21 protein-coding genes are annotated in these 21,413 nt (G+C 59.1%); 2 read left to right on the plus strand and 19 right to left on the minus strand.

Annotation, left to right across the window (positions count from 1 at the left end; genetic code table 11):
- Positions 1-32 precede the first annotated feature (32 nt).
- The 16 genes from B2246_RS10745 to B2246_RS10820 form a co-directional block, all read right to left on the minus strand.
- Complete coding sequence (locus B2246_RS10745) at positions 33-1,220, minus strand: alpha/beta hydrolase (protein ID WP_411860106.1); 1,188 nt, start codon at positions 1,218-1,220, stop codon at positions 33-35.
- 235 nt (positions 1,221-1,455) lie between these two features.
- The gene (locus B2246_RS10750; RefSeq protein WP_008651422.1) at positions 1,456-2,514 is read right to left on the minus strand and encodes a porin; all 1,059 of its coding nucleotides are present in this window, start codon (positions 2,512-2,514) and stop codon (positions 1,456-1,458) included.
- A 1,013-nt stretch (positions 2,515-3,527) separates the two neighbouring features.
- A complete protein-coding gene (locus tag B2246_RS10755; RefSeq protein ID WP_008651421.1) occupies positions 3,528-4,268 on the minus strand; it encodes a sulfite exporter TauE/SafE family protein in 741 nt (246 codons plus the stop codon).
- A gap of 42 nt (positions 4,269-4,310) precedes the next feature.
- Entirely contained in the window at positions 4,311-5,318 is a 1,008-nt protein-coding gene (locus B2246_RS10760) for a Bug family tripartite tricarboxylate transporter substrate binding protein (RefSeq protein WP_008651420.1), read from the minus strand.
- Positions 5,319-5,433: 115 nt separating this feature from the next.
- On the minus strand, positions 5,434-6,528 hold the full coding sequence (locus B2246_RS10765; protein ID WP_008651419.1) for a Bug family tripartite tricarboxylate transporter substrate binding protein: 1,095 nt from the start codon (positions 6,526-6,528) through the stop codon (positions 5,434-5,436).
- A 206-nt stretch (positions 6,529-6,734) separates the two neighbouring features.
- A complete protein-coding gene (locus B2246_RS10770; protein ID WP_286880403.1) occupies positions 6,735-7,637 on the minus strand; it encodes a LysR family transcriptional regulator in 903 nt (300 codons plus the stop codon).
- Between the two features lie 2 nt (positions 7,638-7,639).
- On the minus strand, positions 7,640-8,554 hold the full coding sequence (locus B2246_RS10775; protein ID WP_008651417.1) for a LysR family transcriptional regulator: 915 nt from the start codon (positions 8,552-8,554) through the stop codon (positions 7,640-7,642).
- Between the two features lie 78 nt (positions 8,555-8,632).
- Entirely contained in the window at positions 8,633-9,466 is an 834-nt protein-coding gene (locus tag B2246_RS10780; RefSeq protein ID WP_008651416.1) for an amidohydrolase family protein, read from the minus strand.
- Positions 9,467-9,503: 37 nt separating this feature from the next.
- On the minus strand, positions 9,504-10,187 hold the full coding sequence (locus B2246_RS10785) for a fumarate hydratase C-terminal domain-containing protein (protein WP_008651415.1): 684 nt from the start codon (positions 10,185-10,187) through the stop codon (positions 9,504-9,506).
- Positions 10,181-11,116: a fumarate hydratase gene (locus B2246_RS10790; protein ID WP_008651414.1), complete on the minus strand. Its 936-nt coding sequence runs from the start codon at positions 11,114-11,116 to the stop codon at positions 10,181-10,183. The genes B2246_RS10785 and B2246_RS10790 overlap by 7 nt, the downstream gene beginning before the upstream one ends.
- 11 nt (positions 11,117-11,127) lie before the next feature.
- Positions 11,128-12,876 carry an L-aspartate oxidase gene (locus B2246_RS10795; protein ID WP_286880409.1) on the minus strand — a complete coding sequence of 583 codons (1,749 nt, stop codon included), beginning with the start codon at positions 12,874-12,876 and terminating at the stop codon, positions 11,128-11,130.
- 1 nt (position 12,877) lies between these two features.
- On the minus strand, positions 12,878-13,225 hold the full coding sequence (locus B2246_RS10800; protein WP_008651411.1) for a succinate dehydrogenase cytochrome b subunit: 348 nt from the start codon (positions 13,223-13,225) through the stop codon (positions 12,878-12,880).
- Complete coding sequence (locus tag B2246_RS10805) at positions 13,222-13,557, minus strand: hypothetical protein (RefSeq protein WP_008651409.1); 336 nt, start codon at positions 13,555-13,557, stop codon at positions 13,222-13,224. The genes B2246_RS10800 and B2246_RS10805 overlap by 4 nt, the downstream gene beginning before the upstream one ends.
- A 2-nt stretch (positions 13,558-13,559) precedes the next feature.
- Entirely contained in the window at positions 13,560-14,294 is a 735-nt protein-coding gene (locus B2246_RS10810) for a succinate dehydrogenase/fumarate reductase iron-sulfur subunit (RefSeq protein ID WP_035884452.1), read from the minus strand.
- Between the two features lie 18 nt (positions 14,295-14,312).
- A complete protein-coding gene (locus tag B2246_RS10815; RefSeq protein WP_286880414.1) occupies positions 14,313-15,944 on the minus strand; it encodes a thiamine pyrophosphate-binding protein in 1,632 nt (543 codons plus the stop codon).
- Between the two features lie 156 nt (positions 15,945-16,100).
- Positions 16,101-17,066, minus strand: coding sequence for a LysR family transcriptional regulator (locus tag B2246_RS10820; protein ID WP_035884529.1), 966 nt, complete (start codon positions 17,064-17,066; stop codon positions 16,101-16,103).
- Between the two features lie 187 nt (positions 17,067-17,253).
- On the opposite strand from B2246_RS10820, the gene B2246_RS10825 reads away from it, so the two are divergent.
- Both B2246_RS10825 and B2246_RS29155 read left to right on the plus strand, forming a co-directional pair.
- Positions 17,254-18,768, plus strand: a complete 1,515-nt coding sequence (locus tag B2246_RS10825; RefSeq protein ID WP_008651402.1) for a CoA-acylating methylmalonate-semialdehyde dehydrogenase — start codon at positions 17,254-17,256, stop codon at positions 18,766-18,768.
- A 169-nt stretch (positions 18,769-18,937) separates the two neighbouring features.
- The gene (locus B2246_RS29155; RefSeq protein WP_411860098.1) at positions 18,938-19,291 is read left to right on the plus strand and encodes an alpha/beta fold hydrolase; all 354 of its coding nucleotides are present in this window, start codon (positions 18,938-18,940) and stop codon (positions 19,289-19,291) included.
- Between the two features lie 456 nt (positions 19,292-19,747).
- Here the strand turns inward: B2246_RS29155 and B2246_RS10830 are convergent, their stop codons facing one another.
- From B2246_RS10830 to B2246_RS10840, 3 genes are all read right to left on the minus strand, one after another.
- Positions 19,748-20,110: a hypothetical protein gene (locus B2246_RS10830; protein WP_286880416.1), complete on the minus strand. Its 363-nt coding sequence runs from the start codon at positions 20,108-20,110 to the stop codon at positions 19,748-19,750.
- 205 nt (positions 20,111-20,315) lie between these two features.
- Positions 20,316-20,717 carry a hypothetical protein gene (locus B2246_RS10835; protein WP_286880419.1) on the minus strand — a complete coding sequence of 134 codons (402 nt, stop codon included), beginning with the start codon at positions 20,715-20,717 and terminating at the stop codon, positions 20,316-20,318.
- Positions 20,663-21,397, minus strand: coding sequence for a hypothetical protein (locus B2246_RS10840; protein WP_286880422.1), 735 nt, complete (start codon positions 21,395-21,397; stop codon positions 20,663-20,665). Before B2246_RS10840 ends, B2246_RS10835 begins: the two co-directional genes overlap by 55 nt.
- Positions 21,398-21,413 lie beyond the last annotated feature (16 nt).

A 21,413-nucleotide genomic window follows, 5' to 3' on the forward strand; every position in this document is an offset into this window, starting at 1 on the left:
TCTGTATTTATATAGTTCGTCTGCGGTGCCGCTCAGGCCATCGATTCCCGCAGCCACTCGACGATATGACGTCCGGCAATGCGCTGCCCGGGCTCCTCCTCGCGGCTCAACGCCATGCCGTGGTGGTTGCCGCGCACACGAATATGCTGCTTGTGCGCCGCAGGGATCTGATCGTAGATAGCCTGAATATCCGCCGGAAACGTGCATTGATCGCCGGTGTATTCGAGCAGCAGCGTGGGCTGATGCAACGTGCCAATCGTCTTGTCCAGCGCCGCGTTGGATGACAGCCCCGACCAGGTAGAGAGCCAGGATTCCGGCGTGACAACACGTCCAAAACCCACACTTCCCCAGTTGGACACAAAGGGATCCTTGCCCCAGAGAGAACCGGTCTTGCGATCGGACGGGTCCAGCGAGATGTCCCATGAGCGCAGGTCGGCGTCGGTACGCCAGACCTCGAAGATCGGGGCATGGGCTGCGAGCCGACGGTCAGCATCGGTGCCGGCACCGGACTTCACTTGCTTGCGGGCCTCCTGCTTGGCCCGCAGCATTGCCCTCGCGCGTGCGTCGATGCGTGCGACGCGTTCGGTCTGTGCGGCGCGATATCGTTCGATGAAGTCGGGCGCGTATCGGCCCTTGCCGGATTCCACATCGAACCCGTTGGCCTTTGAGAACGGATCGAGCGTCGGGTCCGTCTGCATGGGATCGTCTTCATCGGTGACCGACGGGTCAATGCCGCTCATCAGGAGCTTGCCCTGGCCCGGGTGCGGCGACACAAGGATGAACGCATCGACTTCCGGCATATGCAGTTCACCCAGGTTCGTCGGGCGGCCACCCGGCGTGCGGGCAATACGCATTTCACGCGGCGTCAGCGACTGCTGGTTGTAGAACGTGTACAAGCCCGCGCCGCCCGAATTACCAAGCAGCACGATCTTTTCATAACCAAGATCGCGCAGGTGCGTCATACCGGCTGCGACATCGAACAGCGCGATCTCATGCTCCAGACGCAGGTCGTTGCCGATCGAGCGCGGGCCCTGCACCCAGCAAGCACATCCGGCATCGAGCACGAACGGCACCAGGTAGTGAGTGATGGCCATTTCGCGCGGGTGCATCAGGGATACAACCGTCTTTTCCTTGCCAGTGAGGCTGAACAGAAAGCCGAGCGTGCGCTGCCCATCGGCCGTGCCCAATGCATAGGGCACCATCTGATAGGGGCGGTCCATCAGCCGGGCGTCCCATGAGGCACCTCGCATTCCTGCCGTCACTTGCGGCTTGTCTTGTTCGCTCACGCTGTCTCCTTCGTAAATGCGACCGTCTCAATAATCTAGTGTTTATTTGATATGCTGTCAAATAATTCCAGAGGCCCCGCGAACTACGCCGCGCCGGAAAGAAAAGGTGTGCCGCGAAGGCGGCACACCCGAAAGACGCGACCCAGCCGGCGCGTCCGGTCGACACCAATCAGAAGTTGTGTCGCAGGCCAACAACGGCGCCGAACTGATTGGCGCCGGCAATCACGGAGCCGTCGTACCCGTTGGCACCGAGCGCCGAGCCGCCCTTGTTCAAGGTGTATGAGGCCGTCAGATAGGCGTCCGTGCGTTTCGAGAACCGGTAATCGGCAGACATCACCAAGGACATCGGATCCTTCGCCGAGGTGCGGTCATTGGTCTTGTACACCGCGCCGGTCAGCGCAAGTGCCTGCTTGAAGTTGTAGGTACCACCAGCCCAGAACAGGTCCGTGCGGGTCATTGATGTCAGGATCTGGCTGACCAGCCGCCGATAGCCGAAGTAGGCCGATACTGGGCCGAAGTCGGCCGCTGCCGAAACCACGTAGCGACGCTCGGTCCGCCCCGCGGTCGCGGCGGAGGTGCCATTGAGCTGGTCGAAAACACCCGCAACGCGGAACTTGCCCATGCCATAGGAAAAGCCCGCGCTCATTTCCCTGCCGACGCGGCTGTTGCCCGGAACTTCGCTGCCGTTCGCGATCGTCGAGTCCACGCCAAAGCTGTAGAGCGCCGAGGCCGTCAGCGCACCAAACTTGCCGGTGTACTTCACTGCATTGTCGGTACGCCCTGCCAGCCAGGTGTCATGCGAGTACGACGAATACTTGGGTGCAAAGTACATCGGATCGAAGCCGATGATCAGGTCGAACGTCAGATTATGGTGACGCCCCATGGTGATCTGCCCGTATGGTGTGTCCAGACCAATATAGGCGCGGCGGCCAAACAATCTCCCGCCTTGTGCGGCCATGCCGGTATCGAGCACCATACCGCCTTCGAGCAAGAACACGCCCTTCAGCCCACCACCCAGGTCTTCCACGCCACGCAAACCCCAACGGCTACCGGCAATGTTGCCGGACGTCATGCGCACGAGGCTGGACGATTGCCTGGCGGCATTCGGTACGTGATTCAGATATTCGATGCCCGCATCCGCCACGCCGTACAGCGTGACAGACGATTGAGCGTGCGCGGTCGCGCCGGTCGCTAGCAGCGTCCCGGCGATGGCCAGACTTCGTTTCATTACTCCTCCGTAAATTTCTCTTCGATCGCGGCCTGAAGCAGCCTGCGATGTGCTGTCCTTGTGCGGCTGGCATGGGGGCATGCACTACGGCGCCGCAACAATTGACACCAACATAATTAAAGATACGGATTTTTTTGACACCCAGTCAAATAATGACTTCCGCGAACCAGGTGCTTACGGTGGAATCGAGTCAGTCCGCAATGGGCCGAATGGGCCGTCCAGGAGGTTCCGGTCGCCACGTGCCACTAAATCCCGCCTTATCGCTTGCAAGCGTGGGACACGTGCGTGGTCTCGGAAGCGAGTGATCACCGCCGCTGGACGTAGCGCGATTGCCGTCGCAGCATTTGTCCTGGCGTCTTACCCAACTCCATGCGAATCGCTCCGTGCAAGCAACTTGCTAGCACCGGAGACAGCGGCACCGTTGGTAAGAGTTTCTCCGCTCAAGGTACGGCAGGAGAACTTGGGCGAACAACATTGGCTTGTGCGGACTTTAATGTCATCGCCCATCGCGCGGCTGAATTCGCACATCAAGAACCTGTCACTTCGCCACCCTAAGTCCTTGATTCTTACAGGCACCCCGATGGGGTTCAAACCCAATACCCCCTTGCGTTAGTTTTTGGGCCTGGCATTAAAACGCGTTCGGGTTGTATCGGCCCTCAGGACCCCTCAATAACGGAGCGTGATCGCGCAAAAAAGCAGCTCCATTTGGGCTGGTCTTCAGCCTCGTTGCCTGGTCTGGGCGGATCGTGTATCTGCCCGTGGCTACGCTGCGACACGAGTACGCGCAATCCCCGGACCAATCGGTGCAAGGGGATGATCTTCCCTCGATTCCTCTGACGGTCTCCTCCGTGGTGCGCGGTCGAACGGAACAACGAGTACTACCCGGCACTGCAGCGCTCCAGTGGGCCAGATAGCGCTCCGTATCCGCTGCAACAGCAACCGGACCTTGATAGTCGAAATTGTCATGCATTCGGCCTCGAACCCTTCTATGGGGTTGATCATGTGCTCTTATCTCAATGCATCGATAGGCCACGACAAAGCACCGAAACGCCACTGGCGCAAAGAAATATCAACAGGGCACGTCGCACGTTGTCCGCAGAGATTCTTTTGCGCAAGCGCGATCCGACTGCAAGTCCGACAAGGCTGAACGGCATCGCGAACGCGGCGCTGCGCAGTAAGTCTCCTTGATGCAGCAGCCCGCTGCTCGCAAAAGCTGCCAGGCGTACCAGTGCACTAAAGAGAATGACGGCAGCGATTGTGGAACGAAATGCATCAATCTGCGGAAGCCGGCGGGACAGATACATCGTGTAGATGGGGCCTCCTGTTCCAAACAGCGCACTGAATACGCCCCCGACTACGCCGGCAGGTACGGACCACCCCCTTGCCACCTCCTCTTCCGCTCGGGCCGAGGACATCAGGAGGGCCCGTCCCGTCATCACAAGTACAAAGAGACCGAGGCCGACCAGGAGCCAACGTGATTCGATCTTCGCGAGCACCGTCGTACCTAGTACTACACCCACCGTCATGAAGGGAATCAGGCGAAGCAGTTCCGGCCGTGACACTGAACTCCAGTTGCGCATTCCAACCATCAATGTCGTCACCAGATCGAGTAGGAGAAGCATAGGAACCACGAACTGCAAGGGAATGAACTGCACCAAAATCGGCACGGCCACCATCGCCGCGCCGAAACCGGTGAGTCCAAATACTGTGTAGGCTCCCGCAACGGTTGCCCCAAGCACTGCGTAGTGTTCCATCCCCATGGCTGTCCGATTTGTTTTTGGAATGCGTTCCGAAGCCTATTGCATCTTGATCCCAGCGCTTTTCGCGAGCGACTGATACGCGCTGAAGTTCTCGGAAACGTACTTGGCCGTCTCCTCTGGTGTCAGAACTCTTGGAATGCCACCGTATGTCGCATTCGCGGAGATCCATCGGGTGTCCGTGGATGCCGATTTCAGGACACCAGCCCACTTCTTGACGATGTCCGGCGGCATCTTGGCGGGCCCATACAACGCGCTCCACCCGATCACCGCTTCCAGCTTTGGAAAGCCTGCTTCCCTCGCTGTGGGAACGTCTGGGAACTGCTTCAGCCTCTCTGGAGTCGTCGTGACTAGAGCACGCAGTTTGCGACCTGCGACCAGGCCCGCCATGGAGCTTAGGTTGTTGCAACTGAAGTCCACCTCTTTGGAGATGACTGCCAGTGCAGCTTCGTTTCCACCCTTATAGTTCACGTTCACCGCTCCGTTTGGCTTCAGATTGAGACTCTGCAGCAACAACTGTGGAGCGAGGTTCTGTACCGTGGCGGGGCCCGACGCGCTGTAATTGAGCTTTCCAGGATGCGCCTGAAGTTCCGCCGCCAAGTCTGCAAGCGTCTTGAACTTGGAGTCCGGGTGCACAACACATACCACCGGATTCAACTCAAGCAGGCCAATGAACGTAAAGTCATTCCACTTGTAAGCAAGTCCGGAATCCTGGATAGCCGGCAGGAGAACCTGAGAGCCGACCCGAGCCAGCAGCAACGTATATCCATCCGGACTCGCATCCTTAGCTATCTGCGAACCGATCGCGCCATTGGCCCCAGGGCGATTCATGACAACTACGGGCTGGCCCAGCAGTGCTGACGCGGTAACGGAGAGGTTCCGCGCGGACTGATCCGCGTCGCCTCCGGCCGCAAAGGGCACCACGATTGTGACGGGGCGGCTGGGATAGGCTTGTGCCGCCGCAGGTGCGGCCCCGGCCACCGTGGTTCCGATTACGGCGGCACAGATGCCAAGCGCCTTGATGCATCCTCCGACAATCCTATTCATTCGACTGTCTCCTCGCCAGGACTGTGGCAGTACCGAACACTGCCACGTGATCGTGCGATTCTGCTTGTGAGCCGCGCCCTCCAGTCAAGCGCCGGAGGATGAGGGGTCGGTTCGTTTAGTTGGCGGAGATCTTTCGCTTGGCGACCAATTGCTTCCACCGGCCCGATTCTTGTGCGATTTCCTGGGGAAGCTGACCCTTTGGCGTCAGTGTCCTGGTCATGCCTTGCGCAGAGAGATACTGCTGCATACTTGGCCCTGCGGTGGCCTTCTCCAGATCGGCGTACATCCTCGTGATGAGCTCCTTAGGCGTACCCGCCGGAGCCATCAGTGCGAACCATCCATAAAACGTAAATCCCGGCAGACCCGCCTCAGCAGTGGTCGGTACGTCGGGCAGCAATGGGGATCGTTCCTTGCCAGTCACCGCCAGCGCGCGAAGACGGTTGCCCTTTAGCAGCGGTGAGATGGCATTGATGTTGCCCACGGTCATGTCAACCGTTCCCGCCATGAGGTCTGAGTACGCCGGACCTTCGCCCTTGTACGGCACGTGCACCACTTCGATTCCTGCGGCCTCGGCAAAGGCCTCGTTAGCAATGTGCACCTGGCTGCCATTACCCGCCGACGCGAAGGTCAGCTTGCCAGGGTGGGCCTTGGCGTAGCTGATAAACTCAGCCATCGTTTTCACCGGTACCTTGGTGTTCACCGTCAGCACCATCGGCCCACTGGCAATCTTGCTGATCATCTCGAAACTCTCGGCTGAGTACGGGAGCTTCTGATAAATGAACGGATTGACCGTGAACATGCTTCCCGACGCGAGCAAGAGCGTGTAGCCATCTGGTGCAGATTTGGCAACCGCTTCCGCCCCCACCGCGCCGCCGGCGCCCGGTCGGTTATCCACGACAACTGTCTGTTTCCACTGTTTGCCCAGCTCAACAGCAACTGCACGAGCCAGAAGGTCCGTTGCTCCACCCGACGCAAACGGAACAACGAGTCGGATCGGCTTGTTCGGCCACTCCTCCGCGTGAGCAGGCACCATCGCCAAAGGCGCAATGGCAAACGCAAACATGGCCACGGCAGTCGATGTCTTGTACCGCGGGGCATCCGCGTCCTGGCACAGCTCCTTAACGATGGGATTCTGGCGTATGCGACGCAACCACCGCCGCCCTCCCGCTAGCCAACTGCCAATGGCATTGCCTGTGTCTCGTGAGTTCATCGTTGTCTCCTTTGTGGCGTCGCCATGATTTGACGACTATCGTGTGCGTTGCTTTATTTTTTTAATCCTAATTACAAATTCAATAAAACGGAAACGAGATATGGAACTTATATATAGCAATTAAAGTTCTTATCTTTTTTATGACAAAATAATCCCACCCACATCCTTCTGGATGTGATTTGATAATTGTGATTACTTGATTTTCGCTATCCCGTTCGAAACAGATTCAGAAACTCAGACATGGCAACCGAAGGCGGCCGCGCCGGATGCGACACGATGGATAGCGGTCGTATCAGCCGAGGAAAGTCAGTGCGCAATTCAATTATGGCCCCCTTGTCCAACATGCCCTGCACCAGAATCCGCGACAAACAACTGATGCCCAGGCCAAGCTCCACCGCATACTTGATCGCCTCGGAACTTCCCAATACGGTCTGAGGAGTGAGCGGCCCAAGGTAAGAAAACAAGGCACTCATCACCGCATCGCGAGTCCCCGACCCTTCTTCCCGAAAAAGCCAGTTTGCCTCCTGAAGCTGCTCACGGGAAACCGGTTGACCGGATTCTGTTTGTGTCACAGCGAGCCTGTCGTGAGGCGATGCAACGATAATCAATTCGTCGTCGCTCCATTTATGGCTGACCAAGTCCGCCGCTGGACTTGGCCCCTCAATGATTCCCACATCGGCGCGTGCTTCGGAAACCAACCGGATGACTTCGTGCGAATTTCCGATCTGCGTGTCCACCCGACACTCCGGATAACTGGCGTGGTAGTACGCCAGAATCCTCGGAATAAGGTAATTGCCAATGGTCGTGCTCGCTGCGACCCTCAGATGACAGGGCGGATGCCCGCCAGAAAAATCCCGTTCAATTGCACGCGCGTCCCATATGAGTCGGGTTGCCCGTTCCTGGAGTGCGCGCCCCGCATCATTGAGTACGAGTCGCTTCGAGACGCGATCGAATAGGGTCACCCCTAGCGTCTGCTCCAATTCATTGACGGCCGCGCTCACGGCCGACTGCGATAGCACTGCCTCTTCTCCCGCGGCAGAAGTTGATCCCGTCCTCGCCACTATCGAGAACAGCTCCAACTGCCGGAGGGAGAATCGGAACGTCGCCATGATTAGCTCTTCTGTACCAATTTCGGTCGCCCGTCGTCCGGCGTAATGCTCGGCTTGGTCACATCGGCCAGCGCTTCCAAAAGCAAGTGCGAAAGATGTGCACGAGGATTATCGCGAGGGACCAAGATACCAAGGCGACGCATCAACGGAGGCGAGCCGAACGGGATGGTACGGATAGATGCCGGGAACTCGTTCTCGACACCTCGAGCCGGCACGACTGACGAGCCCAGACCGTTGGCCACCATGGCGATCACTCCTTCAAGCGTATCGATCTCCATCGTCGACCGTACCGCAATCTGGCGTCGCACCATTTCCTCCTGGACAAGAAGTCCGACGCGAGCGGTGCGATTGAATCTGACATAGGGCGTTGTCTCCAGAATCCCCTTGTCCGAGTCCCCTCTGGTCGTGGCATGTGTGATCACCACGAACTCTTCGTTAAAGAAAGGCATGAACTGCAGGTCCAGGCGCGGAACCTCTGGTTCGGTAACGACAGCCACGTCCAGTTGCCGTCGATATACCGCCCGCTCCAGATCATGGGTCAGACCCGTGGTGAGGTGGATGTCGATTCGGTGCCCCTGCTGATGCAACCGCTTCAATGCAAGCGGTAAGACGCCCGAAACGCAGGTATGTACGGAGCCGAGCTTAAGCACACCTCCGGCCGCTTCGCGTTTGAGAGCCGCGCTCATGCTCTCCCAATGGGTCAGGAGGTCACGCGCGCGACTCGTGAACGCAAGCCCAGCGTCCGTCAATACTGGCGGTCTGCGACTGCGATCGAAGATCGTGATGCCCAGCTCTTCCTCAAGAGAACGCATCTGCATACTGACAGCAGAGATCGTGAGCCCGATGGCGTTGCCCGCCTCGGCGAAGCTGCCTCGGTCGGCAATGGCTACCAGGGTGTAAAGGGTTTTGACGTCCATGTCTGACAAATTGATATGTGATTCAATCCGCTAGCGCGTTGCGCCGTCATTCTGCCGCATGGACGTTGCGCACACGGGCTAGATCCCCAGCAGACGACGGGCGTTCCCGCCCATCACCTTTTCCATGTTCTCGCGACGAATCGGCAACGTCTCGAACCATTGCTTGTAATCCCGTACCGGGCAAAACGGAAAGGAACTTGCGTACAGCATGCGGTCGGCCAGGAACGAGTCCGCAGCTTTCACGTATTCCTCCCATCCTGGCATGCGCGAGAAGTACATGTCCGGCGACAGATACATGTTCGGCCGACGGAATGCGATATGCAGGATTTCCGTCACCCATGGCCACCCGCCATGCACAACGACCACGCTCAGCCTGGGAAAGTCGGTCAGAACGCGGTCGGTTTTGACGGGATCCGAGTAGCTCAGGTCCGGACCAGCAGTTCCCCCCACCATCATGATCACGGGTACGCCCAGATCTTCGCAATGAGCGTAAATCGGGTACAGACGCCTGTCATCGGCATACATCGGGATGGGGTAAGAGCCCGGCTCGATATTGATGGCCTTGAACCCGCTAGCGACCGCGTCGGAGATCGTTTTGCACGCGGTCACCCGGTTCGTCGGGTCGATGGACGCGGCACCAATGAATCGTTGCGGATAGTCACGCACGATTCGCGCGACATCCTCGTTCGAAACACTGCCCAGTGTGCCGGCGAGACGCCCAACCACGACGCCCTTGTCCACACCGGCCTCATCCATTTCCTTGAGCAGCAGTTCCATAGACTGCTGTTGAGCGGCTGGCGACGGCTCGAAGCCAACAGTGCGGGTAAAGCCATCACGGCGCTCACCCGCCGCATACATCAGCGTATCGAGGAAGCCACCAACCGGAGGGCGGAGTCTGAAATCAATGATCATGTCGTGTTCCTGGCTCTAGCTCTGTTCAAGAATGTCCTTACATCACCTCGTTCTTGCGGTCATCCGTTTCGCCGTATCGGTGTAATGCCGGTGGCTTGAGACCAGCGTAGAGCTTTTCGATCCCAGCGTTGATGACTTCGGCGTGCTGCGCGAACAGCGAGTTGCCCTCCAGGTCGCTCTCAACAATGAACGGACCGAAGTTCTCCACCTCGAACATCCACATCGCCTGCGCGATGCCTAGTTCGTCGAGCCAGAAAACGTCTTTCACCTGCTTGATGCCACGGCCGAGCAGCGCCCCGGTTCCATAGCCAACGGTCGTGAGGTAGATGGCCCCGCCAGGCGCGAGCACCCGCTTGTAGTCGTCAGCCGGCATGCCACCCTTACCGATGAAGATGCGACACGCCGTCTTTTCCATCCACTTCGGTATCCACTTGGAAAAGCGAAAGCTCGCAGTGGCAGTGACGGCGCCAACGTTATAGCTCCCGTCCTCATTGGGCGCGGCGGCTGGTGAGCAATGAAAATTGACATTGCTGAGCCCACGCAAATCAACCGGGGGTTCCAGGCCTTCGTCGAGCACCTTTTTGTAGACGCCTTCCCGGGCCGTATAAATTACCCCCGTCAAGTAGACGGCGGATCCGAGTTCGAGTTTGGCGATGTCTTCCGTTGTCGCGGGCAGGTTGATGTGGAATACTTTCAGTTCATCATCTTGAGGGCTTACCATTCGACCGTCTCCCTGCGCAGATAAGGGGTGAACCACTGAGGGTCCGTGCGATATTCGATATTGCCGTCTGCATGGATACGAGCCGTGGCACGTCGCGAAGACAGACAGAACGTATGGAGACTGATGGGCATCCCTCCCGTATGGGTGTGGCCTACTTCGATATGACAGTCGACCACCATTGACGAGCCCACGAAGCCCATCGCACCCATGCCGATCGAATTACCGAGCTTCATGAGTTCAAGTTCCAGCTCGGCAATCTTCGGGTCGGGATTGCGGTCACCCACGACACGGAGGCAAGCCGCCTGCTTGCCAAGCTGCATGCACGTATCCTTGGAGCCGCCCAGGCCGATGCCAACAATCGCTGGCTGGCAGGCCAGGCCACGCTTGCCGAATGCAATCAGGGTGTCGAGCACGAACCGCCTGATCCCGTCAATGCCGTCCCCGGGAAACAACATCCGGTAATCGGTGCCGAACAGTCCGCCCTTGTGGACGGTAGTGATGTCTACCCAATCGGCGTCGGGTTCGAATGACCACTCGATCTCGGGTGCATTGATGCCAACGTTGTTGTTGTTATCAGTGCGCCAGAGGGGGTGCACGCGATTGGGGCGCAGCGGAACCGCCAGCGTGGCGTCTGCCGTTGCCTTGCGTAAAGCGCGCTCGACTGCAACGAAACCGCGCTGCACCGCCGCGTTGTTTCCCACCTTCACGTAGTAGCGAGGCAATCCAGTATCGGCGCACATTGGACGGCGGTCCTGGTCGGCGGCGTCCCAGTTGTCCTGCATCGCGTGGATCACGAATCGCGGCAGCTTGCCAGTCTCCGTTTTCTGCAATGCCTGGATGCCTTCCTTGTAGTCCTTGGGGATCTCGATCGCGGCGCGTTTCATGATTTCGAGCGCGGCTTCCTCGACCCGATCGATAGAGATGGTCATCGTAGCGGTCCTTATGCTGCAACTTTTGGGGGTTGACCGGCCTCACCGGTTATCAGTGATTTGCCTGGCGTAACGATGTTGAACTTCACCGGAACCATTTCCAGGCGAATGTCATCGCCATCTGCCGTCACGCGGGTATAGCAACTGCTGTGCAGATCGCCGGGCTCCGGAAAATCTTCGCGCGCGTGGGCTCCCCGGCTGTTCTCGCGAGCGAGCGCAGATACGGTAATCACCCGAGACATGTCCACCAGGCTTTGCAGATTGAGCCAGTCGTGCCAGGTGACGTTGTAGCGCCGGTCACCATCCAGAACGCCCATGGCTAGCAGGGCCTCGCGGTGGCCAGCGATGGAAGAAAGTCCTCGGCGCATCGCCTGCTCATTGCGCAGCACGCCAACGTCATCCCACATCGTTTGCGCCAGTACATCGCGCAGTTCGTGTATCGCGCCCGGCGTCTTCGAGAAGGGATACTCGGCGCGCTCGACGCCGCTCAGGATGACCCGCTTGTCCGGTTCCTTCCAGTGCTGCACCTTCGATACATACGCCGCCATGGAATCACCCGCAATGCCGCCAAATACGGTCGAATTTGCCACGCCGTTTCCGCCCAGCCGATTGGCGCCATGCACGCCACCGCAATCTTCCCCGGCCGCAAACAGGCCCGGAGACGCAGTACTGCAATCGACATCGAACTCCACGCCACCCATCAGATAGTGGGCGGTTGGCACGACCTCCACGCGTCCGCCAGCGAGGTCGAAGCCGCAATCCTTGCATCTGTTAACCATCCCTGGGAAGGTCTTTGCGACCTTCTCCGGCCCAAGATGGCTCATCTGGATATAGACGCCCCCCATTGGTCCAGTCCGACCGGCGCGCATTTCGGAGTAGATGCCACGGCTGACCACGTCCCGCGTCGCGCGCTCTCCACGAGGGTCATAGTTGGTCATGAAGCGGTCACCGTTGCCATTGATTAACCAACCGCCGGCGCCTCGCAGTCCTTCCTCAAGCACCGTACCCGTCATGCGGGTATCGGGACCGCCCAACAAACCCGTCGGATGGAACTGGACCATCTCCATATCCCGGAGACTCAGGCCGTAGCGCATGGCCATCGCCAGGCCATCACAGGTCTTGTCGCCGGAAGGCGTGTGGTAACGATACATCGTCGGGCCCGCACCCGTCGCCAGCAGAACGGCCTTGGCCTGGACAAATCGATAGGTACCGCGGCGCATATCGATGAACAGCACGCCGGAGATACCCGAGCCATCCGCCGCCGGAATCAGCTCGATGGCCCGATGCTCCTCCAACTCCTCCACATCGAGCGCCCGCACCTGCTCCATCAGGCGGTTGATGATCTCAATGCCAGTCAGGTCAGCTTTGTGAACCGTACGATCGAAGCTCTGACCTGCGAATGCTTTCTGATGCAGCGTTCCGTCCGGGTTGCGATCGAAGAAGCATCCAATCTCATTCTCAAGTTCACGCACGCGCTCGATTGCACCTTCGACGAGGCGCCAAGCTAGGTCCTGACGCGGTAGCCACTTGCCGCCCTCAATCGTGTCCATGAAATGTCGCTCGATCGAATCGCCAGTGGACAGCGCCACGTTGTAGCCGCCCTGGACCATCCGCGTGCAGCCGCACTTTCCCAGCAGGCCCTTGACAGCCACGGATACCTTGAGCGCGGGATTAGCCTTCTTGGCATGCAAGGCTGCAAACAATCCTGCCCCACCCGTGCCCAGGATCAGGATGTCTGTCTTGTGATTATCGATTTGCATTTCAGATTACCCCCAGAGCAAAGATGGCGCCGATGAAGAGCGAAAGCGCACCTCCCCAACTGATCCACGACAAGCGCGCATCACGCGTGGTACTCCATGGGAGAAGCTCCAGCGCCAACAGTCGTAGGCCAAAGCACATGTGAATGGACAAGAGCAATACCAGACCCCATTCGCCAAACTTGACGGCGCCCATATCGGCAAACTTCAGGAAGGCGTCCATACGGTCCCGCTGGTCAAGTGCGAGACCCAGGACATAGAAGTGAGCGGGCAGGAAGATGCCAAGCGCAAGACCCGACAGCCGGTGCCCAAGAAACGCCCAATATGCACGGTGATTTCTCGGAGACTTCATGACAGCAGCCCTCCCACGGCTGCCACGGCGCGCAGACCCATCGACAGCAGCAACAGCCCAAACAAAAAACAGAAGACCGATGCAGCGCTGCGGCCAACCCTTGCCCACTCGATCAGGATATTGCGCAGCCCGATTGGCACATGGACTGCCACGCTCACCACGAACAGCGAGTAGAACGGGATCCAGAGGAGGCTGCCCTGTGTGCGGGAGAGAATTTCTGCTGCGGTCAGTCCACCGCGCACCGCATACAGAATCACGCCAAGGTGCACGAGCACGAACGGCGCCATGACCATCGCGCTTAGGCGCTGGAGGGCGAAGAGACGCTGCTCCATGATCAGCCACCTCCCTTCAGGAACTGCAGCAGTGCATTCTTCTTCAGACCCGCAATGCTGCCAGTCGGACTCAGGCTGACGGGGCAGTGGGTCATGCAGTTTCCCTGCGTGTGGCAGGAATTGCATCCGCTACCAGAGGTTGCCTTCTTCAGCACATCCTTCGGGTCTGCGTGACGTTCGTCGTTGAAAAGCGTCCACGCGCGATTCAGCGCCGCCGGCCCCAGGTATTCCTTGTCCCACGCGACCACGTCGCAGGAGGCATAGCAGACGCCGCAGTTGATGCACTCGATAGCGGCATCCGCCATCTTTCGCTTCTTGCTTTGCGGAGACACCGCAGCAGGCGGGTCGTTACGGGTGGCGGTGCCGACAAAGGTGCTACCGGCCTTCTTCCATTTGTCGAAGAACTCCGACATGTCGACCACCAGGTCCTTGATGCGCGGCATGTTACGCAACGGCTCGATGACAATCACGCCATCCTCTTCGACCCGACTGACGTGGGTTCGGCATGTCCAGCGCGGCTTGCCGTTCACCGTCATCGCGCAGGACCCGCACACACCTACGCGGCATGCGAAGCGGTAGGACAACGTTGAATCAATGCGACGTTGCACCTCGGTCACCACATCAAGCACGGTCTGGTTCTCGCGCCATGGCACCTCATACGTCTCAAAGTTTCCTTCCTCTGTGCCGCGGGCAATGCGTACCGTAAGCGTGCGTTGCGCGGCCTTTGTCGCCTCCATCACTTTCTCCCGTTTCATTCAATGCGCTGACGCGCCAACCTGGTTGCGTGCAAAGACCGGCGCTGGATGTCCTTCCATCTGAACGTTGATGCAAGCGGGCTGCTGGCTGTCGATGGCGGCTTCGAGGGCGGGGGCCAGTTCGTCGAGGCGCTCCACCAAGGCCCCGAATCCGCCAAGGGCAGCCACTGCAGCGTCATAACGAGCGGTTGCGCTCAAAGAGCAGCCAAGCAGGCGATCCTCGCCATAGGTGCGTTGTTGAATCACGTGTTCGGCGTTCCAGCGCAAATCGTTACCCACTACGGCCACAACTGCAGCCTGTTCGCGTACGGCCGTATCAAATTCAGAAAGATGGAAGCCGGCTGTGCCGTCACCCATCAGCAACACCACCGTTGACTCAGGCCGGGCGATCTTTGCCGCGATGGCATAGCAGATGCCACCGCCGATGGCACCTGACATGCCATTGATGATCCGCGTCGGAGCGTTGCAGTACGCCTGCGCCCATTGACCGAATTCACCGCCGTCGCAAACAAGAACGGGCGATTGGGCATTGCGCAGAAAGGCGTCTACCATCTCGCAAAGTGCGCGAGGATGGATGCCGGAGGTGGTTGGGGAAGCCGGGGCGCCACGCTCAAGGCTCGTCGCCGCTACACGCTCCATCCATGCCCCCCGGTCGCCGCGGGGAGTATGAGTTGCGGACGTCAGAGCATTCAGCGTCGCGGAAACGTCCGCTACGCAACGGGCAACCAGGCGGTCACCGAGTAGCCGCTCTGCCCGCCGTACCATCTCGACGTCTGCATCGACGACGACGACCCGTGCTGCTTTGCCGAAGACGTTTTCGCGGCCAAATCCAGTCGTGAAATCAAGGCGTTTGCCCAACAACACAATCAGGTCCGACTCCGCGACTACCTCGGCGATGGCGCCGAGGGAAGGATCGCGCAAGCCACGCGGGCTCTCCATCGGCACAATGGGAGCACTCAATGCCTTGCTGCTCAGACGCAGGGAAGCTTTGCTCGCCCCGCGGCACAGCGACGGTCCCACAAGGACCAGCGGTCGATGTGCCTGACCAATCAGGTTTACGATCGATTCAACGGCCGCGCTCCCCGGTTCCACCGGCGGCGTTTTCGGAATCTGTTGAGGCAAAGCATCTACCCCGGATTCGCGAGTCATCAAATCGAATGGAAGCGCCAGGTGAACCGGGCCACGGCGGTCTGCCATCGCTATGGAGATCGCTGTGTCGACCGCGGAAGCCAAGGTCCGCGCGTCGGTTACTCGCTTCGACCACTTGGTTAAAGGCGAAGTCATCGCGACCTGGTCCAGTTCCTGAAAGGATCCCATCCCGTCCTCAGAGACGGGGGAGTCGCCCGAGAGCAACAGGACCGGGCTTTCCGCTTGGGATGCCGAGTACAGCGGCGCAATGCCGTTAGCGATTCCAGGCGCAGCCGTGAGCATGGCTACGCCGATCTCCCCTGTCATCTGCGCCCAAGCATCTGCCATGAACACCGCTGCGGCTTCATGCCGGACATGCACGATGCGGATGTTGGCATCGATGCAGGCGTCATACAGCGGCATGATCTGATTGCCAGACAGGCTGAAGATCGTAGTGACACCGCGGCGCGCGAGCGCTCGAATGACGAGTTCGGAACCGAGCATTTGTCTCCGTACCCGGCCGTTTTTCGGCCGTAGTCTTTTGTGGTTGAGTTGAAATGAGTTTAAGTAATCGATATTTCTGAATCAATGATTTATTACTTGATATTTTTTGAACTAAAGAACAAAAAATGGCTTATGGATTACTTGTTTCTCACTATCTCAGATCAGTGTGGGTGGCGTGGACGTAAAGCCCTCTGAAAACGTCTCGCGCAAGTAGTCCACAAACACCTGCGAGACCCGCGAGGCGTGCGCTGAATAAGGCCGGATGGCGTAGAGCCAGTCGCCAAATGCTCCGGTGGAGCGCCAGTGCGGCAAGACCTCGACAAGACGGCCAGTTTCCAAGGCAGATTGCGCGCTGAAGTCCGGCAATAGCGCGATACCTAAGCCTTCGATCGCAGCATCACGCAGCGCTTCGCTGTTGTTCACCGCTAGCGGCCCCGTGACCGGGACTGTCACCGGATCAGCGTACCGTCCGCCGGAGCCAGCGACGGACGAAACAAACGTCCAAGTGGTCGTTCCTTGTCGCCGTGGATAGTGGAGACACGCATGATCGACTAGCGCTTGCGGCGTCTCTGGCGCTCCTCGGCTACGCAGGTATGCTCGGTTAGCTACGAGAACGGCGCGCGTCGCCGCCAACGTCCATGCGACGTGGGTTTCCGGTGGGGCGGAGGTATGTCTGACGGCGATATCGAAGCCTTCTTGAGCCAACGGCCGCAAGCGATCCGACATATCCAGCTCTAGCTGAATCTGGGGATACTTCCGCAAGAAGTCAGGCAGACACGGCACAAGTTGCTGCCTCGCAAAGGCCACCGGCGCTGTCACGCGCAGGAAGCCTCGCGGCGCCCCGGCAAGGTCCCGGACATTGGCGTACCCCGTTGCAATCTGCTCGAATGCGCCACGCATGGACTCCACCAGTTGCCGACCGGCGTCGGTCAAACTAGCGCTACGCGTGGTCCTTTGAACCAGGGCGATACCTGCCGCCTTCTCGAGATCCGTAATGTGCTGGCTCATGGAGGCTTTGCTAACGCCGAGACGCGCGGCGGCTTTACTAAAGCTGCCCTGCTGCTGCAGTACGACGAGCCAATGTAGGTGCTCCCAAAGTTCCTCAACCTGCTCTTTACGCATCATGAACCTCTCTAATCAGCACATGTAGTCGACCGTGTTTCACATCTATAGCATGGCAGCAGATCAAAATCCTGAACAGTAAGTTCGCTCTCGAGCGACTACCCGGGCGGCGACTCGGTCCATACACTCCAACCATCGATAACGCGACGGGCAATTCCGCCCCGCCCAGTACTGACAGGAGACGCCCATGACTGCGCCCTACACCAACCCTTCCGAGGTGATTCATTACGTTTCCGGCGAGCCGTATGAAGGCAATGGCAAGCGCGCTCAGGCGGTGTTCAATCCCGCCACTGGCGCAGTAGCACGCCAAGTTCGCCTGGGCACGGCCGAGGACGTCGACGCCGCTGTGGCCTCGGCGGTAGCTGCATTTCCCAAGTGGGCGGACACACCCCCCATTCGCCGAGCGCGGGTGATGCTAAAGTTCCTGGAACTGATGAACCAACGTAAGGACGAGCTTGCGGCGATCATCACCGCCGAGCACGGCAAGGTACTGAGCGATGCAGCAGGCGAAGTCAGCCGTGGCATCGACATCATCGAATTCGCCTGCGGCGTGCCTCAACTGCTGAAGGGCGACTTCACTGATCAGGTGTCGACGGGCATGGACAACTGGACGCTGCGCCAGCCCCTCGGCGTTGTCGCGGGTATCACGCCGTTCAACTTCCCATGCATGGTGCCGTGCTGGATGTTCCCGGTCGCCATCGCCACAGGAAATTGCTTCATTCTGAAGCCCAGCGAGCGCGACCCATCGGCATCGCTCTTCATGGCTCGCCTCCTTAAGGAAGCGGGACTTCCCGACGGCGTGTTCAACGTCATTCAGGGGGACAAGACGGTTGTCGATGCACTGTTGCACCACGATGACGTGAAGGCCGTGAGCTTCGTTGGCTCGACCCCTATCGCCAACTATATCTACGAAACGGGCGCAAAGCTGGGCAAGCGCATCCAGGCGCTGGGCGGTGCGAAGAACCACATGGTGGTGATGCCCGATGCGGACATTGATCAGGCCGTGGATGGATTGATCGGCGCTGCATATGGCTCCGCTGGCGAACGCTGCATGGCCATCTCCGTGGCAGTGCTCGTGGGCGACGTAGCCGACAAGATCATGCCAAAGCTCGAAGCCAGAGCACGCGAACTCGTTATCAAGAACGGCATGGAGGCCGACGCGGAAATGGGCCCAGTCGTCACGGGCCAAGCACTCGAACGCATTGAAAACTACATTGCGCTGGGAGTTGAAGAGGGCGCCACGCTTCTCGTCGACGGACGGAACTACAAGGTTCCTGGCCACGAGCAAGGATTCTTTACGGGCGGGACACTGTTTGACAATGTCACTCCCGAGATGCGCATCTACAAGGAAGAGATCTTCGGCCCGGTTCTTGGCTGCGTGCGTGTCGACGACTTCGCCCAGGCCGTGAAGCTCATCAACGGCCATGAGTTTGGCAACGGTGTCGCCTGTTACACCCGCGACGGTCAAGTCGCACGCGAGTTTGCCCGACGCATCGAAGTGGGCATGGTGGGAATCAACGTGCCAATTCCTGTCCCGATGGCTTGGCATGGCTTCGGCGGCTGGAAGCGCTCGCTGTTTGGCGACATGCATGCCTATGGCGAAGAAGGCGTGCGCTTCTACACCCGTCAGAAGAGCATCATGCAACGCTGGCCCAACGACACGGCGCGTGGGGCTGAGTTCGCGATGCCTACAGCAAAGTGACTGTGTGATGGGAGTGGGGCCGAGCGAAAAGCCACCAAGCCCCGCTCAGCTCAAAGTCTGACGCCTGGAGCTAAAAAACGTACCATTCAGGCCATGGCTATTTTGGGACGAAGGCGGATCACTGAAGTAGCGTTGAACGGCAATCTCGACAGAGGCTCATGCGCTGCACATGCATTCAGTAGACACTTTCGCAATTGAGGCAGGAACCGAAACCCTGGCCGCAGACCGTATTTCGGCGAACGGAAAAACGCAGTGCTTGTTCCTTCATGGCGCCGGTAGCAGCAGTCGTGCGCGTTGGTTGCATTTGCGCCTTGCGCTTGCGAAGCAAGGTGTTGGCTCCGTTGCCATCGATTTTTCGGGACACGGTGACAGTAGCGCCAGAACTCCTGGCTCGCTTGCAAAGCGATACTCGGAAGCTTGCCACGCGTTAGGCTATGTTGACGCCGATGAGCCGCGCGTGGTTGTCGGTGTGAGCATGAGCGGTGAGATTGCGGTGCGTCTTGCGGTGGCAAGCGTCGCATAGAATTTCGGGACTTGTCACCATTGTCGGCGCCGCGTACGACCCTGCGGCATTCGATGTCGCCTTTGGCCCTAGATTCACCGAGATTCTGCGCAACCATGAGAGTTGGCGAAGATCCGAGATCTTCTCGGCGATCCAATCCTTCGCTGGCCGCGTTACCGTCATTCAGGCTAGTGAAGACGACGTGGTACCAGCAGCCATTGGGGGCGATCTCGTTCGCAACGCGGTTCACGCCGAGCACGTCGAACAATTGGTCTTGACCGGCGTAGGTCATGCCGTCAGCGGTGTACTTGATTCCAACGTCGGTTTGATTGACGACGTCGCTAGCGCGATTGCACGTGCTGCTCACACGAGCGCAGAGCCGGCCGTGCTAGCGCCGCGCCAGGCATGTCGGAACGTGGCGGCCATTGAGACACCAGAGTGAATGACTGAGTGTTGAAGCGCTACCGACAATCCACCTCAGACGCTTGATGTCCCAGAAGAGTCGGTAGCTGCCTCTGGCGCACGACGCCCCCGCACGCGAATAGGCCAGATGGCAGCGACCGTAGTGAAGCGGACGAACAAGGTATAGCGTCTGCCACACGGCAGCCGAAATGCGGCGAAATCAACTTGAGCCTGCCGTCCGGGCGGCGTCTCGAAACGCACGACTGGCTGGGAGACGGCACTTGTGCGAACTCCTCGCACGAAGTCCTTGACCTGCGAATAGCCGCCCTGGTAGCCGGCAGCGCAAATCTCCTCGAATAGCCGCATCGCGGTCAACCTAGGATATTCAGCCAGGCGCGCCGTGATGATGCCGCGAAACTCTTCGATCTTGTGCGGCACGGACGGGCGGCATCTGTACCGCAGTGACTCGTTATCCCGTGAGCGATCGAGTTGCCCTATGTCGATCCATTAGTGGAGGGTGCGCAGACTCGCGTCCAGTCGCCGCGCGATCTCCTTTGTGGACAGACCTTGCTCCAGATAGCGACGTGGCAAACCGCATTACCCCCTCCCGTACATGGGCGTATCCAAGTCTCCTTCGGAGCTGTCACCTTGCCAGAGTGTGCGAATTTTGAGCAGGCGCGACCACTGCCCAGCCAATTTTGCTCCACGAACTCTTGTCCGCGCGAAGAAACCCTCGGACGCGCCCTCCTTGGCAGCCTTGTTCCGAGGTGCCTCGAGTTTGTTCACGTCGCCCCCCCCAATGCTCGCGAATGAGTTCACGCACGTCCTTGTTGCCTAATTCATCGCCAGTGGGCATCGCATTTTGCGCAGGCACCTTTGGTGCCGGCTCGCCGCCCTTGCCAGTGATCTTTCGATAGATCTCGTCCGGCACATCCAAGGTCTCCACCTTGGCGTACTCTGCAAATGGCTCGTCGGGTTCGATCTGCCCTGCTATCCGGACGATCGAATCGGAAAGCTGCTTGGATGACGGCAGCGCAACGTACACGCGTTTGCGAACTTGTTCTTCGACGAATGGCAACCACAGCTTGATGGCGAAATCCCGCTTGTATGTTCTCCGTTCCACAGCTTGACGGTCAGGGTAATGATGGCGGTAACGCCCATGGTCGACCCACCGACCGATATGCCGTTGACCGCGTCATAGGTCAGGCTTTCGATGGTGCCGAAACGGGCGATGTTCTTCGCTTGGGCGTACGTGAAGTTCCCCTTGCGAACCAAGTTCTCGGCTTCTTTGGGGTTCTTTACGCCCGGGACCTGCCCCTTACGGATCCGCTCCTGCATCTCGACGAGCGCTTCGGGGTATGTATCCGAAGCGACTTCGATCTGCATGGGCTTGCCGTCGGTGGTGTACCGGAAGCGGTCACCGTCGAAACACTCTTCAATGCATCTGCAGTATTGGGTCTGGATGACACTCCCGTCCACGATCCCATCAGGACCGTCCTTCGCGTTGTTGCCACCCGCCAGTTGAGCGTCTCGGCCCGTTAGACGGTCATAGAGGTCATTTGCACGCTCCGCGGCAAAACCGTGCCCCTGCCTGGCGCCAAACGGGACGTTGTCGGCGTAATTCCCCGCGGAGTGATGTCCGCCGGCGGCCGTACCGCCGTGATTGCGGCTGTTATCGTCGCCCTCGCCGTCAAAGCTCGGAATCAAATTATCGAACCTACCCATTGTTCTTCTCGCCGAT

It is taken from the genome of Cupriavidus sp. UBA2010, from assembly GCF_002335265.1.
Classification (GTDB): Bacteria; Pseudomonadota; Gammaproteobacteria; order Burkholderiales; family Burkholderiaceae; genus Cupriavidus; species Cupriavidus metallidurans.

Bases quoted from the DNA above. Each gene is read 5' to 3' on its own strand.
- B2246_RS10745 (WP_411860106.1), bottom strand. From the start codon at position 1,220: ATGGACCGCCCCTATCAGATGGTGCCCTATGCATTGGGCACGGCCGAT.
- B2246_RS10750 (WP_008651422.1), bottom strand. From the start codon at position 2,514: ATGAAACGAAGTCTGGCCATCGCCGGGACGCTGCTAGCGACCGGCGCG.
- B2246_RS10755 (WP_008651421.1), bottom strand. From the start codon at position 4,268: ATGGAACACTACGCAGTGCTTGGGGCAACCGTTGCGGGAGCCTACACA.
- B2246_RS10760 (WP_008651420.1), bottom strand. From the start codon at position 5,318: ATGAATAGGATTGTCGGAGGATGCATCAAGGCGCTTGGCATCTGTGCC.
- B2246_RS10765 (WP_008651419.1), bottom strand. From the start codon at position 6,528: ATGAACTCACGAGACACAGGCAATGCCATTGGCAGTTGGCTAGCGGGA.
- B2246_RS10770 (WP_286880403.1), bottom strand. From the start codon at position 7,637: ATGGCGACGTTCCGATTCTCCCTCCGGCAGTTGGAGCTGTTCTCGATA.
- B2246_RS10775 (WP_008651417.1), bottom strand. From the start codon at position 8,554: ATGGACGTCAAAACCCTTTACACCCTGGTAGCCATTGCCGACCGAGGC.
- B2246_RS10780 (WP_008651416.1), bottom strand. From the start codon at position 9,466: ATGATCATTGATTTCAGACTCCGCCCTCCGGTTGGTGGCTTCCTCGAT.
- B2246_RS10785 (WP_008651415.1), bottom strand. From the start codon at position 10,187: ATGGTAAGCCCTCAAGATGATGAACTGAAAGTATTCCACATCAACCTG.
- B2246_RS10790 (WP_008651414.1), bottom strand. From the start codon at position 11,116: ATGACCATCTCTATCGATCGGGTCGAGGAAGCCGCGCTCGAAATCATG.
- B2246_RS10795 (WP_286880409.1), bottom strand. From the start codon at position 12,876: ATGCAAATCGATAATCACAAGACAGACATCCTGATCCTGGGCACGGGT.
- B2246_RS10800 (WP_008651411.1), bottom strand. From the start codon at position 13,225: ATGAAGTCTCCGAGAAATCACCGTGCATATTGGGCGTTTCTTGGGCAC.
- B2246_RS10805 (WP_008651409.1), bottom strand. From the start codon at position 13,557: ATGGAGCAGCGTCTCTTCGCCCTCCAGCGCCTAAGCGCGATGGTCATG.
- B2246_RS10810 (WP_035884452.1), bottom strand. From the start codon at position 14,294: ATGGAGGCGACAAAGGCCGCGCAACGCACGCTTACGGTACGCATTGCC.
- B2246_RS10815 (WP_286880414.1), bottom strand. From the start codon at position 15,944: ATGCTCGGTTCCGAACTCGTCATTCGAGCGCTCGCGCGCCGCGGTGTC.
- B2246_RS10820 (WP_035884529.1), bottom strand. From the start codon at position 17,066: ATGCGTAAAGAGCAGGTTGAGGAACTTTGGGAGCACCTACATTGGCTC.
- B2246_RS10825 (WP_008651402.1), top strand. From the start codon at position 17,254: ATGACTGCGCCCTACACCAACCCTTCCGAGGTGATTCATTACGTTTCC.
- B2246_RS29155 (WP_411860098.1), top strand. From the start codon at position 18,938: ATGCATTCAGTAGACACTTTCGCAATTGAGGCAGGAACCGAAACCCTG.
- B2246_RS10840 (WP_286880422.1), bottom strand. From the start codon at position 21,397: ATGGGTAGGTTCGATAATTTGATTCCGAGCTTTGACGGCGAGGGCGAC.